10 protein-coding genes are annotated in these 14,071 nt (G+C 68.5%); 4 read left to right on the top strand and 6 right to left on the bottom strand.

What is annotated here, in order from left to right; translation table 11 throughout:
* Positions 1–13 precede the first annotated feature (13 nt).
* Positions 14–1,000, bottom strand: coding sequence for a glycosyltransferase (locus ACZ6ZQ_RS02650; RefSeq protein ID WP_469766705.1), 987 nt, complete (start codon positions 998–1,000; stop codon positions 14–16).
* A gap of 266 nt (positions 1,001–1,266) precedes the next feature.
* A complete protein-coding gene (locus tag ACZ6ZQ_RS02655; RefSeq protein WP_469766706.1) occupies positions 1,267–2,451 on the bottom strand; it encodes a glycosyltransferase in 1,185 nt (394 codons plus the stop codon).
* A gap of 457 nt (positions 2,452–2,908) precedes the next feature.
* On the opposite strand from ACZ6ZQ_RS02655, the gene ACZ6ZQ_RS02660 reads away from it, so the two are divergent.
* Both ACZ6ZQ_RS02660 and ACZ6ZQ_RS02665 read left to right on the top strand, forming a co-directional pair.
* Complete coding sequence (locus ACZ6ZQ_RS02660; protein ID WP_469766707.1) at positions 2,909–4,354, top strand: O-antigen ligase family protein; 1,446 nt, start codon at positions 2,909–2,911, stop codon at positions 4,352–4,354.
* Between the two features lie 1,886 nt (positions 4,355–6,240).
* On the top strand, positions 6,241–7,980 hold the full coding sequence (locus ACZ6ZQ_RS02665; protein WP_469766708.1) for a DUF4012 domain-containing protein: 1,740 nt from the start codon (positions 6,241–6,243) through the stop codon (positions 7,978–7,980).
* A 13-nt stretch (positions 7,981–7,993) separates the two neighbouring features.
* On the opposite strand, the gene ACZ6ZQ_RS02670 is transcribed toward ACZ6ZQ_RS02665, so the two are convergent.
* From ACZ6ZQ_RS02670 to ACZ6ZQ_RS02680, 3 genes are read right to left on the bottom strand one after another with little or no spacing between them, the layout of a single operon-like run.
* Positions 7,994–8,614 carry an arsenate reductase/protein-tyrosine-phosphatase family protein gene (locus tag ACZ6ZQ_RS02670; protein ID WP_469766709.1) on the bottom strand — a complete coding sequence of 207 codons (621 nt, stop codon included), beginning with the start codon at positions 8,612–8,614 and terminating at the stop codon, positions 7,994–7,996.
* The gene (locus tag ACZ6ZQ_RS02675) at positions 8,593–9,732 is read right to left on the bottom strand and encodes a glycosyltransferase (RefSeq protein WP_469766710.1); all 1,140 of its coding nucleotides are present in this window, start codon (positions 9,730–9,732) and stop codon (positions 8,593–8,595) included. Before ACZ6ZQ_RS02675 ends, ACZ6ZQ_RS02670 begins: the two co-directional genes overlap by 22 nt.
* Positions 9,729–10,664, bottom strand: a complete 936-nt coding sequence (locus tag ACZ6ZQ_RS02680; protein WP_469766711.1) for an FkbM family methyltransferase — start codon at positions 10,662–10,664, stop codon at positions 9,729–9,731. The genes ACZ6ZQ_RS02675 and ACZ6ZQ_RS02680 overlap by 4 nt, the downstream gene beginning before the upstream one ends.
* 174 nt (positions 10,665–10,838) lie before the next feature.
* On the opposite strand from ACZ6ZQ_RS02680, the gene ACZ6ZQ_RS02685 reads away from it, so the two are divergent.
* The gene (locus ACZ6ZQ_RS02685; protein ID WP_469766712.1) at positions 10,839–12,038 is read left to right on the top strand and encodes a glycosyltransferase; all 1,200 of its coding nucleotides are present in this window, start codon (positions 10,839–10,841) and stop codon (positions 12,036–12,038) included.
* Positions 12,039–12,044: 6 nt separating this feature from the next.
* Positions 12,045–13,022, top strand: coding sequence for an NAD-dependent epimerase/dehydratase family protein (locus ACZ6ZQ_RS02690; protein WP_469766713.1), 978 nt, complete (start codon positions 12,045–12,047; stop codon positions 13,020–13,022).
* Positions 13,023–13,083: 61 nt separating this feature from the next.
* Here the strand turns inward: ACZ6ZQ_RS02690 and ACZ6ZQ_RS02695 are convergent, their stop codons facing one another.
* Entirely contained in the window at positions 13,084–14,043 is a 960-nt protein-coding gene (locus ACZ6ZQ_RS02695) for an MraY family glycosyltransferase (RefSeq protein ID WP_469766714.1), read from the bottom strand.
* Positions 14,044–14,071: the final 28 nt, after the last annotated feature.

The raw sequence follows: 14,071 nt of genomic DNA on the forward strand, positions 1-14,071 counted from the left end.
GGCGGTGCGGGCGTCAGAGCAGCGCTTCGAGCATTGCAGCCGCTCGCTGGGGTGAGAACTCCGTTCGCGCGCGCTCCCGCAGCCGCAGCCCGAGCAGGCGTCGGTCTTCGCGTGGCATCAGCATGACGGCGCGCGCGTGGTTGGCCAGCGCCTCGAGGTCACCGACATGAGCCACATACGGATAGTCGGAACCCACCACGTCGGCGGAGCCGCCCGCGTCCGTCGTCACCACAGGCGTGCCCGAGGCCATCGCCTCCAACAGCACCCGCGGAAACCCCTCTTCGTAGCTCGGCATGACGAGGCAATCCGCCGCAGCGTAGAGTTCGGGCAGGTCACGGTTGGGCATGGCGCCCAGGACCTGCATCCGGCCGCCCAGCGCGGGGTCAGCCGCCTGGTGCTGCAGCCGGGACTGCTCCGGGCCCTCACCCACGACGACGAGCCGGACATCCCGGGCCGGGTCCTCCACCGCCGGGCGAACCGCGTTGAACAGCGGCACCAGGAGACGCACCCCTCTCCGATACGACAGCCGGTGGACGTACAGCATGACAAACTCGTCCTCGGACCACCCGTGCCTCGCCCGAGCCGCTCTCCGCGCGTCCGCGGTCAACGGGGCGAATCGTTCGGCGTCGATGTCGTTGTAGAGCAGTCGCATCTTGTGACGCGGCACTCCGCACTGCCGAGCCATGACGGGGATCATGGTTTCCGGTCCGGTGACCAGACAGTGCACCGACCGTGCCGTCAGCCGGTTGATGAGGTGACGGACCCTGTGGTGCAACGACTTACGCTCGCCCGGCGCGCACAGATTGGCCGTGCCGCTGCGCCACAGGAAGATGCGATGGCGGTACACCGGACGGGTGAGGATCAGGACGGTCACGAACAGAGTGGAGTAGCGCAGGAAATAGGTCCGGTAGCCGGCGCGGGCGCAGCGGTGGACGGTCAGCGCGGTGCCCAGCACGCGACCGAGGCGACTCCGGCCCGGCACGCGCAGCAGCAGCCGCACGCCGGCAAGGCGCGCCGGCGGGTCTCCCCGCTCGATGGCAGCCGCAACGTCGACTCGCTTCCCCAGCGCCGCGAGCAGGGCCGGAATGTGCGCGAAGTGCTCTGACTCGGTCCGGGACAGATGGGGGACGACATAGACCAGCCGCGGGCGCGGCTCCGGCCCGCCGGGGACCGGTGTGCACGAGGCCCGTTGACCAGCCGCTGACGCTCGGTCCACAGCAATCTCCTCACTTGTCTCGTTCGTCGGCAGCCTCCGGGGCGTTCGGCTCAGACCGTGCCCACCGACCGGAAGAGGGCAGCCAGCGAGTCGATGTTCGTCTCGAAGCCATAGGTCGCGAGAACGTCGCTGCGGACTGAGGCCAGTTGGTCGTCGCTGGGCGGGCGTGCCAGGACCTGGCGTACCCCGCTCGCGATCGCGGCTGGGCCGGGCGTCACCAGCGTCACACTGTCCCACCGCGCCGCGGCCGCCGGAATTCCGCCGACCGAAGTGGCGACGACCGGCACGGCCGCGGCCGTGGCTTCCAGAAGAGTCCTCGGTAGGCCTTCGTCCCGTGAGGAGATGACGAAGACGTCGGTGCGGGACAGCTCCGAGCGGATGTCGTCGATGTCGCGTGCGCCCAGGAAGTCCACATGATCCAACAGAGCGAGCTGTTCGGCCTGTTCACGGAGGCGGGTCCTCATCGGTCCATCGCCCACGATCCGTAGCCGCGCCGTGGGGAGCGTCCCCACAAGCTCGGCCATCGCCAGCAGCAGCAGATCGTACCCCTTGGATGGGTGGAGTCGGCCGACCGCCAGAAGCCGAGGTGCCGCCCCCGTGGCGAGCGGGGGCCGGCAGCGCTTCAGCGGCTGTTCCCAGACGGGGAGCAGCCGCGGCGGGACGAGCACGGAAGGGATTCCGCGCCGCTCCAGGCCGTCCTGCATCGACTGGGCGACGACCCTGCAGTCGTCGGCGCGTCGGGCGAACATGACAACAGCGCGCCGCAGCACGGTCCGTCGCCAGCGGCCGAAAGCGGCGACTGGCAGCGCAAGGAGGTCACCGTGGATGTCCAACAGCCATGGACACTTCACGACACGGGCGATAAGCCAGGCGGACGGCCACCCCCATGGTTCCGCTCCGTTGACCACGACGGTGTCGCCCCTGCGCTGGGCGGCGCGCGCGAGGCGCACTCCGATCCGAGCCGATCCGGCCGCCCAGACCAGCGATCGCAGCACTCCGGGACGCCGGGGGCGCCTGAGGACGTGAAGCGATCCTCGTCGGCACTCCAGGTGCGGGCCCGCCCAGATGCACTCGGCAGCGCCGAGACGGCTGGCCAGTGCGGTCCAGGTGCGGAAGTCCGCGGAGTCGTCGACATCCGCCTGCCGGGACCCCGAGAGGGTGACCACCGTGAGCCGGGGCTGCGTCGGGGAGGGAGTGACGGGCGAAGACTCGCTGCTGTGGAGTGTGGCGCTCACGAGGGCACACCGCCCAATACGCTGCCCACGAAGGCCAGGCTGCTGCAGAGCGTCACGTCTTCCTCCAGACGAAACCGGTTGGCCGGATCAGTGCCTGTCACGATTGGCAACCAGCCGCCCGGCGTACGGCGCTGATACGGAGTCCTGTGCAGGCACCGGTCCCCATCGGCCCTCGCTTGCGGAATCTGCCCAAGCGTGGCACAGCGGAACGCGGTCGGTTCGCCGACGAGCCGATCCGGACGGCCGGTACACCCCTCCGGCGGACGTCCTGGACGGCGTCGTTCCACCCGGCGGAGTGCGGTACCGCGCGCCGGATACGCCGCTGTTCGCGGTCCGGCCATACTCACCACGGCGATATGTCCGAGGACGCCTGCTCGTTGTTCTTCCGTCGGCACCTGCGACGTCTTGGCGGGACTCACGCAAGGGGCCGTCCTGCCTGCGGTGGAGGGAGCACGTGATGCGGGTACTGTCTCGGGAAGCCGTTCCGATCCTGGGTGTCACGGTCTCGGTGGCGCTGGTCGCCCACTTTGCGGGCCCGGGCGGTCCGCTCCCCGCGGCGCTGACGGTCATGATCACGCTCTCGGCGCTGTTTCTTCCGCCCGAGATCCTGCTGGCAGCCGCCATCGTGACGGGCAGCGGTCTTGGTGTCACCGCTCTCCAGACCCCGCTCATGGGACCACTGTTGCTGAGCGATGTGCTGCTGCTCGCCTGTCTGTGCTGTCTCACCAAGCAGCGTACCGTTCATGCCGAATCCCAGAGGTCCGTCCGGGTATGTCTGGTGCTGTTCCTGGCCTGGTCACTCCTGGCCACAGTGGAGACGGGAGCCTCCGTGACCCCGCTGCTTCGGATCGCCGTCTATGGCGGGGTGTTCCTCCTCCTGTCCCGCCGTGAGACGGACCGGAGGCTGATCTACGGCATCGTCACGTGCTACGCCCTGGTCAATGTCGTGGGTGGAGTGATCCAGGAGCAGACGCGGCTGGTCGGAGGCGACATCGGCGACCCAGCGCAGACCGGTGCGCTCCTCCTGGCCGCCCTGTGCCCACTGCTGACGTCGGAATTGCGTACCCCGTGGCCGTGGCTTGTCGGCTCGGTGCTGCTGTACGGGATCTTTCTGACGCAGACCCGCAGCGTCTGGTTCGCCACCATCGTCGTCCTCGTCGTCTGGGCACAGAAAAGGCTGACGCTGTCCAGGCTCCTCGTCGTCTTCGGAGGGCTCGCCCTGCTGGGACTGCAGACCGTCGACTGGGTCACCCGTTCGTTCGGCCTCAACGCCTCCAGCGCCGACCAGCGGTGGCAGAGCATCGTCGCAGGCATGCGCCGAGGGCTCGAGAACCCCTTGTTCGGGAGCGGATGGGGGTATGCGTCGTCCCGGGACGACCTCGGAGTCGCGGTCCACGTCTACGAGGCATTCGACCAGGTTCTGCCCTACAACCTGTTCGTGTGCGTGTTCGCCTCAGTGGGTGTGCCTGGCGTGCTGCTGCTGGTGCTCTTCCTGGGGCGGCTGCTCCAGCGCCTGGTGTCGACGCGCGACGCCCCACTGCTGTTCACCGTCGCCGTACTCGCGATGTCCATGACGGAGATGACGCTCTATTCCGGGTCGATGCTGACGCTGCTGTTCTTCACCTACGCAGGGATGGGGCTCGCTCCGACAGCTGGTGAACCGCAGCCGTCGAACGGTCCGCCGACGGCGGGACAGGTGCCTGCACACCGCGAGGGTCGTGAGTTTCACGCCGAGGTTGTTCCTGCGGGTTTGCCAACCGGCGCCGTAGGCGCACCCGGACGGGGCATCGACGTGACGAGGACCCGCAGCACGAGGAACCAGCAGGCCGTGCTCAGCGCCAGCAGGCACAGGGAAGCGCACGCGAAGGCCAATGTCATGCGCGCCGGTCCCGACCAGAGCTGAGTCACGGTGGCCAGCATCCCCAGTTGGCAGATGCCCTCGGCCGTCAGGAAGGCCAGCCGGATACCCGGGAATCCCAGAGCCGACGGCAACACCTTGCCCCAGATCACCGTGCCGCGCAGCGCGGCCCCAGCCAGGAGCACCACCGTCGCCGTCGACAGCACTGTGTATTCGGCGCCGTACACCAGCCCCAGGAGCAGGCCGGTGAGGGGAGCAGCGACCGCCACCGCGAGCACTCCCATCGCTCCGGTCAGCGCACTGGAGCGGAGGACGTCGCGCATCACCGCCGTACGGTGTCCATGAGCTCCCGCCAGGGCCAGGCGGGGGTAGAGCTGTGCCGCCACAGGGCTGACGAAGCTCACGAAGAGGCGGGCCATCGAGGTGGCCACCTTCAGATACGTCACCAGCGTGGGGCCGCCGAACAGCCCGGCAAGCAGTGAGACGCCGCTCTCCGAGGCCGCGGAGACCGATCCGGTCGCCGAGGTCTTCACCAGGAAGGGCACCAGACCCGGTGGCAGCGCCATGGGACCGGGGGTGGGCGGACCGCATGCTTCACGTACGCGCCGGACGGCACAGACCATGAGTACGACCGTGGAGACCAGACCAGTGACCACGGTCGCCGCCAGGTAGCCGACCGGGCCGGCGGCCAGCAGCGCCGTCAGAGTCACCAGACAGCCGAAAACGGCGAGCACAAGACGGATCGTGCCGAGCCGGCACAGCTGATCAGTGAGCGCGAAGCCGGCCGAGGCACTGCCAGACGGTGTGGCCGCTCCCGCCCCCACCAAGGCGGGCACGAGCAGCCAGAGCAGTTCGGCGGAGATCCATCCGATGGCAGCGGCCGCCACCGCCACCATCACACCCACGATCGTGGCCAGCAGCCCCGCCGCAATGTCCAGCCCGACCAACCGGTAGTACAGCCGGGTCCCGCGGCCCGGGCCGCGCAGCCGCTCGGCCGGGACGAAGCGCTGCTGCGCATCCTCGAGGCGCGGATCCCACAGGAGGAACCAGACCGCTGCCACGGCCTGAACGAAGAGCACCTGTCCCGCGACGGCGCCGCCCACCTGCCGGACCAGTGCCGCGGTGGTGGCGAACGAGAGCGCCGCCTCCACTTGGCCGGCGACGGTGAGTGAGCCGAAGGTTCGCAGATGCCGTCGCCAGGGCCGCTGCTTGTCGTGTGGCCGCGTGTTGTTCACAGGACCTCGACGAGCGAGCGGTTGGGAGCGCGGTGATCGTCCGCGACAACCTCTACGGCGCTCGGGACCTGCCGTTCACTGCACGTGCTTCGCCGCACCGTCAGCACTCCGTAGGTTCATGAATGCGTAAATGCCAGGCCCATTGACGCATGCTCGTCCGACTCTCCCGTCTGCCTCCTGGTCTGTGTCTGTCCGGCATCACCCTTATTCAGCAACACACGCTGTGACGGCTCCGCGCGGCGGTGGCACGCCGACAGGCGACGACCCGATACGCCATCCGGTGACTTCAGGAACTCGTAGCGCCGAAGCTCGACATGGAGGTTATGTATGAAGATATCGACCAGAACCGGTCGCCTCATGCCATGGACCCGAACCACTTGAGGAGAGTGAAGAAATGACGGCCTCATCAAACGGGTGCTCCACCCTGCTCACTCTCTGTGAAGCCGCGTCAGCCCTGTCTCGCGGACACCGGTGAGGACCCGTCGTCCGTCCTCCTGGGTGGGGCGGAAGGGCTGGTGGCGCTCGGTGGCGGCCGCACATTGCCGCCCGAGGGTACATGAAGGACTGGCCGCCGCCCCCGCCATCCTGCTGCGACGCCTGCGACAGCGCCTCAGGCGGCCGGCCGGAGCGGACCCCACCGGCCCGTCCCTTCGGCGCCGGGCCGCGCCTGCCCTGTGGGCCGTCGCGTTGCTGTGCGTGGCCGGAGCGGGCTGGATCGTGATCACCGGCCTGTTCGCCCGTATCGAACTTCTGGCCGCCCAGCGGTCGCTGGACGAGCTGCGGCAATCGGTCAACGGGTCCGCCGGGAATGCCGGCCCAGCGCAAACGGCTTCCGAGCAGGCGGCGGACCCGAAGACGGCGATGCGTTCCGCGGCAGCGCACGCCGCCCGGGCGCATTACCTCACCACAGGGCCTGCCTGGTACCTCGCCGCACAGGTGCCTTTCTTCGGACGGCCCCTCAACACCGTCCGGGGCGTGGCGTACACCGCGGACCGATTGACGCATGATGTGCTTCCGCCGGTGGTGCGCATGGCCTCGGAGCACGCTGGGGACGCTCGCCAAGGCGGCCTCCAGGCGCTGCTGTCCGGGCTGGGCGGCGCGGCTCCGGATCTCGAGCGGGCAGCACAGGTGGCCGTCGACATGCGTGACGAGGCGCATGAACTCCCGCCCACCACCTGGGTCCCGGCCGCCGACCATGCACGGGTCCAGATGGCCCATCAGCTCGACCGGATCGTGCCGGCCATGTCCGACGCCACCGTGGCAGCCCGTGTACTCCCCTCAATGCTGGGCGTGCAGAGCCCGCGGCGGTATCTCGTGGTCTTCCAGAACACCGCCGAAGCGCGTGGAACGGGCGGCCTGCCCGGAGCGTTCGCCGCGCTCACCGTCCAGCAGGGGCAACTGCGCTTCGACACCTTCGCCACCGACACGATGATGGCGCAGGTCAAACCGTCGGTTGATCTGGGAGCCGAGTACACGGCCCAGTACGGACGCATGGACCCCGCAGGCACCTGGGCCAACTCCAACGTCAGCCCCCATTTCCCCTACGCTGCCCGCATCTGGTCGGCAGCCTGGCTCGAACACAGCGGCCAGCAGGTGGACGGCGCAATCGCCCTCGACCCCAGCGCCCTCGCCCGGCTGCTGCGGGCAACGGGTCCTGGGCGGATGCCCGACGGTACGGAACTCACCGCCGACAACGTACTGGACCTCGCCGAGCGCACGGGTTACGCACGCTATCCGGACAGCGTGCAGCGCAAGACGTTCCTCCTTGAAGTGGCGCGCACGGCTGCCACCACTCTCGTGGACGCCCTCGACGACCCCCGGCGGCTCCCCGGGTTGCTCAGGGCCACGTACGACGTAGTGGCCGAAGAGCGCCTGAAGGTGTGGAGCACTCGGTACGAAGAGCAACGTCTGCTGGCGACCCGTCCCCTGAGCGGTACGCTGCCGACGGAGCCCGGACCCTTCGCCGGCCTGGTGGTCAACAACGCCGCAGGCGGAAAGCTCGACTACTACCTGGAGCGGGAGCTGCACTGGATCCCGGGCCGCTGCACGCACGACGGACGTCTGGTCACCGCACGGATCACCCTCACCAACCGGGCCCCCGCATCAGGGCTTCCTCCCTACGTCACCCAGCGCGGCGACAAGCCGTCCTACCCCACCCGGCCGGGTGACAACCGACTGCTGGTCTCCTACTACGCCAGCGCGGACGCACGGTTGACCGCTATGACTGTCGACGGTCGCCCTGCCATGATGCACAGTGGTTTCGAGCGTGGTCACGCGGTCTACACGGTGGATCTGGAACTGCCCGCGCAGCAGAGCCGCACCCTGACGCTTCATCTGCTGGAACCGGTCAGTGAGCGGGCCCCCAGGCTCCTGCGCCAACCGCTCGTCACGCCGCTTCGGGCCCGCGTGGAGCCCTACCCGCCGTGCGGCGCCTGACCGGCACCACGCCTCAGCCCGCCCCCATCGCGGTGGCGATCCGCTCCACGGACTCCTCGATCCGCGTCACGCATTCCCGCAGCACCTCGGGACCCGCACCGAGCGGGTCGGCCACATCGTCATCGGCCGTGCCCGCCGGGCCGGCACCACGCCGTGCCGCCGCACCCGCGACGAGCGCGGCGAACCGGGCAGCCGGATCCGTGAGACCCGCGCCGTCCTCGGCCCTCACCAACCGGGCGAACTCGCGCAGGCTGAACGCCCGGGACAGTGCCCGTACGGGGGACAGGCGTACGGCCGCCTCCCGATGCTCCATCGCAGCTCCGAGCACCAGATCCGCATGCTCGACCAGGCCGGCCGTCAACCGACGGGCGGCCATCCCCGACGGGTCCCCGCCCCGTCCGACGGCCAGGGAAGCGGCCGTGGCCGCCATCGGCGTACCCGGGACGGCCTGTGTGCCCGCGCTGCTCACATGGATCGCCTCCCGCACCGCGGCCAGCCGCTCTCTCAACAGGCACTCAGCGAGCGGGGAGCGGTAGAGATTGCCGGTGCATACGGTGAGCACCCGGAATCCGGCGACGCACGAGGAGCCAGAGGGCGAGTCACGGTTGACCATCACACCCGCATGTCGTTCCACGGCGTCTCCGTCCGCTCCTCGCGCCTCCCGCACATCGCGGCGCCGTACAGCTCGTCGAACCACGCCGCCGTGGCCCGCACGTCCACCACTTCCGCGTCGGCGAGCGCTCCGGCGACGAGCGTGGCATGCACCTCGGGACGCATGGCCCGCAGCATGCCCTCGGCCAGCTGTCGTGGGGACCCATGCGGCACGAGAATGCCGTTGTCCCCGTCGCGTACCAGGTCGGGCACGCCGCCGACCGCCGTGGACACCACCGGTACGCCCGCAGCGATCGCCTCCATGACCACCACGGGAAGGCCCTCGTACGAGGAGGACAGCACCAGCGCGTCCGACGCGGCGACCAGTCGGTTGGCACCCGCGACCGCACCGAGGCAGTGAATGCGCTGACGCAGCCCGCGCCGGTCGATCTCGGCGCATACGTGGTCGCGCAGGGGTCCGGCCCCGGCGAGGACCAGCAGCGCGTCGCTCCGCCGGGCGAGAACCTGTTCGGCCGCCCCGATCAGCAGCATGTGGTCCTTCTGCGCGTGGAAGTTCGCCACGCACGCGAAGAGGAAGCAGTTCGCGGGGAGTCCGAACTCCGACCGCACGTGCTGGGTCCGCCGGGCCCAGGACCGCTGTGCGGCGATGTCCACGCCATGGATTCGGGTCCGTACCCGGCGCGCTCCGCGTACCGTAGGCGCATCCGCCACCTGTGGTGACACCGCCACCGTGACATCGTCGAGCCAGCGCGTTGACCGGTCGAGGAGCATGGTGAGCGGGCGGTACCACACATTGTGGACCGTGGAGACCATCAGGGGGCGGCGGCGCATCGGGCGCGTCAGCGGGCGCAGCAGTGCCGCCAGCGCGGGGGAGTGGACGTTGACGACGTGGGGGCCCTGCTTCCGCACGACACTGACCAGCTCGGCGTAGCGCAACCACCGTGGAATGGCACGCAGATCGACGACTTTCACGCCGCAGGCGCGCAGCTCATCGGCCAGCGTCTCGGTGGAAGCCTGGAGGAACACCACTGTGTAGTCGTGCTCGGATCGGGCTGCATGACGCAGCCGTTCCACCAGAAGAACCTCGGCGCCACCGACGTCGAGCGACTTGATGACTTCGCAGACGCGTGCCGTCGTCACCGTTGCGCCTGCCGTGCGCCGCGTCGATCAAGCCGAGACGTGGAGCGACCAGCTGCCTGCTCGCGGTTCGCCCGCAGCCGATCCTCGATCTCCGGGAGGCGTTCCCGGGAGACTGCGAACACATCCGGCCCGTCGCCGGCCGGCCCGGGAACGAACCGGTTCAGCCGGGGCTCGTAGTGCATGAGGTCGTATCCGCGGTCCTGGAGCCATCGGCTGACCTCGTGGAAGGACGAGCCGAACCGTGCGAGGAAGGGGTCGACGAGTTCGAGGAACCACACCGCCGGCTCGGCACGCGACAGGAGCTTCTCCGCTCCGCGCAATGCACAGTGCTCCGCGCCCTCGATGTCGAGCTTGCCCATGGCCCAGGAGCGGTCTGGCAGCGTCTCGTCGAGGCGCACGATCCGCGCGGAGACGACCTCGCCGTTGTCCTGCGCGGTCAGGATCCGAGAACCGGTCCCGCGCAGCACAAACGGAAGCGTGCCAGGGCTCTGGCCGACCGCCACTTCGTGCACCGATACCGAACGCAGCCGGTTGTTTTCCACGTTCTCACGCAGCCTGTTCGCATAGACCGGGTGGGCCTCGAAGGCATGCACCTCGCCCTGATCAGCTACGAGTTGGGCCGCCAGGAGGGTGAACATTCCCTCGTTGGCCCCCCCGTCGATGAAACCGTCACCGGAGCGGAGATAACGCTTCATGAAGGTCATGGCCCGGTAGTCCGGCAGCCCGCCGAAATAAACGAACCGACCCACCTGAGTACTGTCCGGATAAGCCCGGAACCGCATGCCGCCGTAGACCTTCAGGTCGAAGGGTCTGCCCACGAGGCGCTTGTATCCCTGCCACAGCGCCATGCCGGTGAAGGCCTTCACGCGTGCGCCCCGGTTGGCCGGGTGCTTCCAGATCAGTCTGAGCATTTCCTGCACGGTGGTCGGCATTGACTCCCGCTTCCAGATAAATGGCAGCACATTCGCCGTCCGTTGCCTGGCTCGAGAGAGACCCGACCAGGTCTGAGCCGTTTATATCCGGCGCGACCAGGTGACGCCGGGCGCCACGCGGAGCCTTTGTGCCCTTGACGGATACTGGAGTGCGTTCCGCCTAATATCTGGCCCATGTCGACCGCCACGCATCGGACACCGGCCTCCGGTGTACCTCGCCTACGCGTAATAAGAGTCATCACGCGAATGAACATCGGTGGTCCGGCTGTCCAGGTGTCGGCCCTTATGCGAGGACTGGATACCGAACGATTCGACCATTGCCTGATCACCGGGCATGTGGGACCGGGTGAAGCCGATTATCTGGATCAGTGTGCACCCGAACTCCCGGTCCGTCGGCTCAACGGGCTGGGACGGGCCGTGCGCCCCACGGACGACCTGCGCTGCATTCTCGAGCTCACGGCAGCGATGCGCCGATTCCGGCCACACATCGTCCACACCCACACAGCCAAGGCGGGAGCACTGGGGCGTGCGGCTGCCGTGTTGGCGCGTGTCCCCTCAAGGGTGCACACCTTTCACGGCCACCTCCTGCATGGCTATTTCTCCCCGGCAAAGACTCGCGTCGTGGTGCAGGCCGAGCGCAGGCTGGCAGCCCTCACCGAGCGGCTTGTCGCCGTGGGCGGCCGGGTGCGGGACGACCTCGTCGCCGCAGGCGTCGGAAAGCGGCACCAGTTCACGGTCGTGCCGCCCGGCACCAGGCTTGCCAACGCCCCGGACGCGCCGACGGCTCGACGACTGCTCGGGCTTCCGCAGGGCTGCCCCGTGGTCGCCTATGTGGGACGCATTACTGGCATCAAGCGGCCCGACCGCTTCCTCGCTGTGGCCCGCGAAGTGCGCCGCGTCGTGCCCGCTGCGCATTTCGTTGTGTGTGGAGCGGGAGACTTTCAGCCGGACCCCGAGGCCGTTGCCGTCCTCGGCGACTCACTCCACCTGCTGGGGTGGCGCACCGACGTGGAGGTCGTATACGCGGCGGCGGACGTGGTGTTGCTGACCTCGGACAACGAAGGGATGCCGGTCAGTCTGATCGAGGCCGGCCTGGCGGGGCTGCCCGTAGTGGCCACCGACGTCGGGAGCGTCGCGGAGGTCGTACTTGATGGATCAACGGGGCTACTGGCGGCACCGTCGTCCGCTGAACTTGCCCGTCACACGCTGACTCTTCTGCGCGACGGGGAACTGCGCCAGGAGATGGGAGCGCGAGCACGTTCGTTCACCACTCAGCGCTTCGGCGAGGCACGGTTGGTGGCCGACACGCAGGCTCTCTACACCTCCATTGCCATTGCCCGCGGCTGGTGGACCGCATCCCCGTTCGAAAGGTGAGCACTGTTGAACGTCCTTGTTACTGGAGGCGCCGGGTTCATCGGCGCCAACCTGTGCCGAGAGCTCGCATCACGTCCGGCTGTGGGTAAGGTCATCGCGCTTGACGACCTGAGCACAGGTTCTGCAGCCAACCTGGCGGGAGTCGATGCGGAGCTGATCGAGGGAAGCATTCTCGATCCGGATCTCCTCGAAAGCGTCGTGGCCGGTGTGGATGCGGTCGTCCACCTTGCGGCCCGCCCGTCCGTACCACGCTCTCTGGCCGACCCGGTCGCCAGCCATCATGTCAACGCGACCGGGACGGTGCATGTCCTCGAGGCATGTCGACGCGAACGTGTTCCGGTCGTCGCCGCGTCCTCCTCCTCGGTCTATGGAGCAGTCCCCGTGCTTCCGAAACACGAGGAGCTGCCGACCCGGCCGCTGAGTCCCTACGCCGCGAGCAAGCTCGCCACCGAGGCCTACGCCCTTGCCTACGGTGCCTCGTTCGACCTGCCGGTTCTTGCGTTTCGGTTCTTCAACGTCTACGGGCCCTTGCAACCGGCCGGCCACGCCTATGCCGCCGTGATCCCGGCCTTCATCGACGCCATGCTGCGCGGCACACCCGTGAGGGTCTTCGGGGACGGACTGCAGACCAGGGACTTCACCTACGTGGGAACCGTCGTCAGGGTGCTGGCCGATGCGGTCTTGCGCAAGGTGACGTTCCCCGCTCCGGTGAACCTCGCCTTCGGTACGCGTGTGCCTGTCCTCGACATCGCCCAGCAGCTCGCAGACGTCATCGGGTCGCCTGCCGACATCCGGCACGAGGCGGCGAGGACGGGAGACGTCCGCCACTCCCAAGCCGCAGACGGGTTGTTGCGCAGGCTCTTCCCCGATGTCGCCCAAGTGCCGCTGGAGCATGGACTGGCCGAGACGGTGTGCTGGTTCCGTGCTTTGCCCGAATATGCGGCGCTGCCGCCGGCCGAATCGCTTACGGTGGCGGCGAACTGACAGCCCCGCGTCGAGTGGAGCCCCGGCCGATCCGCCGGGGCTCCACTCAACGCTGGGAGTCCTACTTGTACACAGGAACTCTCAGGAGCAGGCCGCAAGCCACGGCGGTCACGGCAACAACCAGGATCAGCACAGCACTCTGAGGGACGACACCAAACATGACGAGCACTGCCGTCAGACACGTCACGGCTGCGGAGCCGCCGATCACAAGGGCCACCTGGCGAACCGTCAGGCCGAGGCGACGCAACCGATGGGCGATGTGGTCGCTACCGCCCTGCAGGACAGGTCTGCCCTCCTTGCGCCGCGCGACCATGACCAGGCCGGTGTCCGCGGTGACGACCAAGGTGATGAGTAGCACACTGGTGTACCCCGACGGTGCGTCGTTGCCCTTGTGCAGAGTCACAGTGGCCGACGACACCAGAAAGCCCACGAAGAGCGAGCCCGCGTCGCCGAGGAAGATCCGCGCGGGATACCAGTTGTGGAAGAGAAAGCCTGCACAGGCACCGGCCAGGGCGGCCATGACACAGGCGATGGCGAGGTGTCCGACCGAGAGCGCGGCACAGCAGAGGAACCCTGCGGTGACCGCGGTCACGGTGGATACCACCCCGTCCATGTTGTCCAGCAGGTTGAACGCGTTGGTGGTGAAGAGGATCCAGACGAGCGCGAGTACCACGTCGAGCCATGTACCGAAAAGCACGGGATGACCGCACCACAGAACTACGACCAGAGCTGCCGCCGCCTCCGTGCCGAGACGAAGGCGGATGCTGAGGGGACGAAGGTCGTCGGTGAGCCCGAGAACGACGACAAGGGCAGCGCAGATGAGTACGACACCCACCGTGGACTCCCTCTCCTCCACAGCGAAGATCACCACACTTGCGGAGCCCAGGGTGGCAACCGCCACTGCGATGCCGCCGAGGTAAGGGGTGGGACCAGCATGGGTTTTGCGTGCGTTCGGCTGGTCTGTGTATCCGCGCCTCAGGGCGAGGCGACGCAGGGGCTCGGTCAGCAGGGCAGCGGTCATGAGAGCGACCAGCCCTGCTACTGCTGAG

The organism is Streptomyces sp. NPDC053673, from assembly GCF_055585225.1.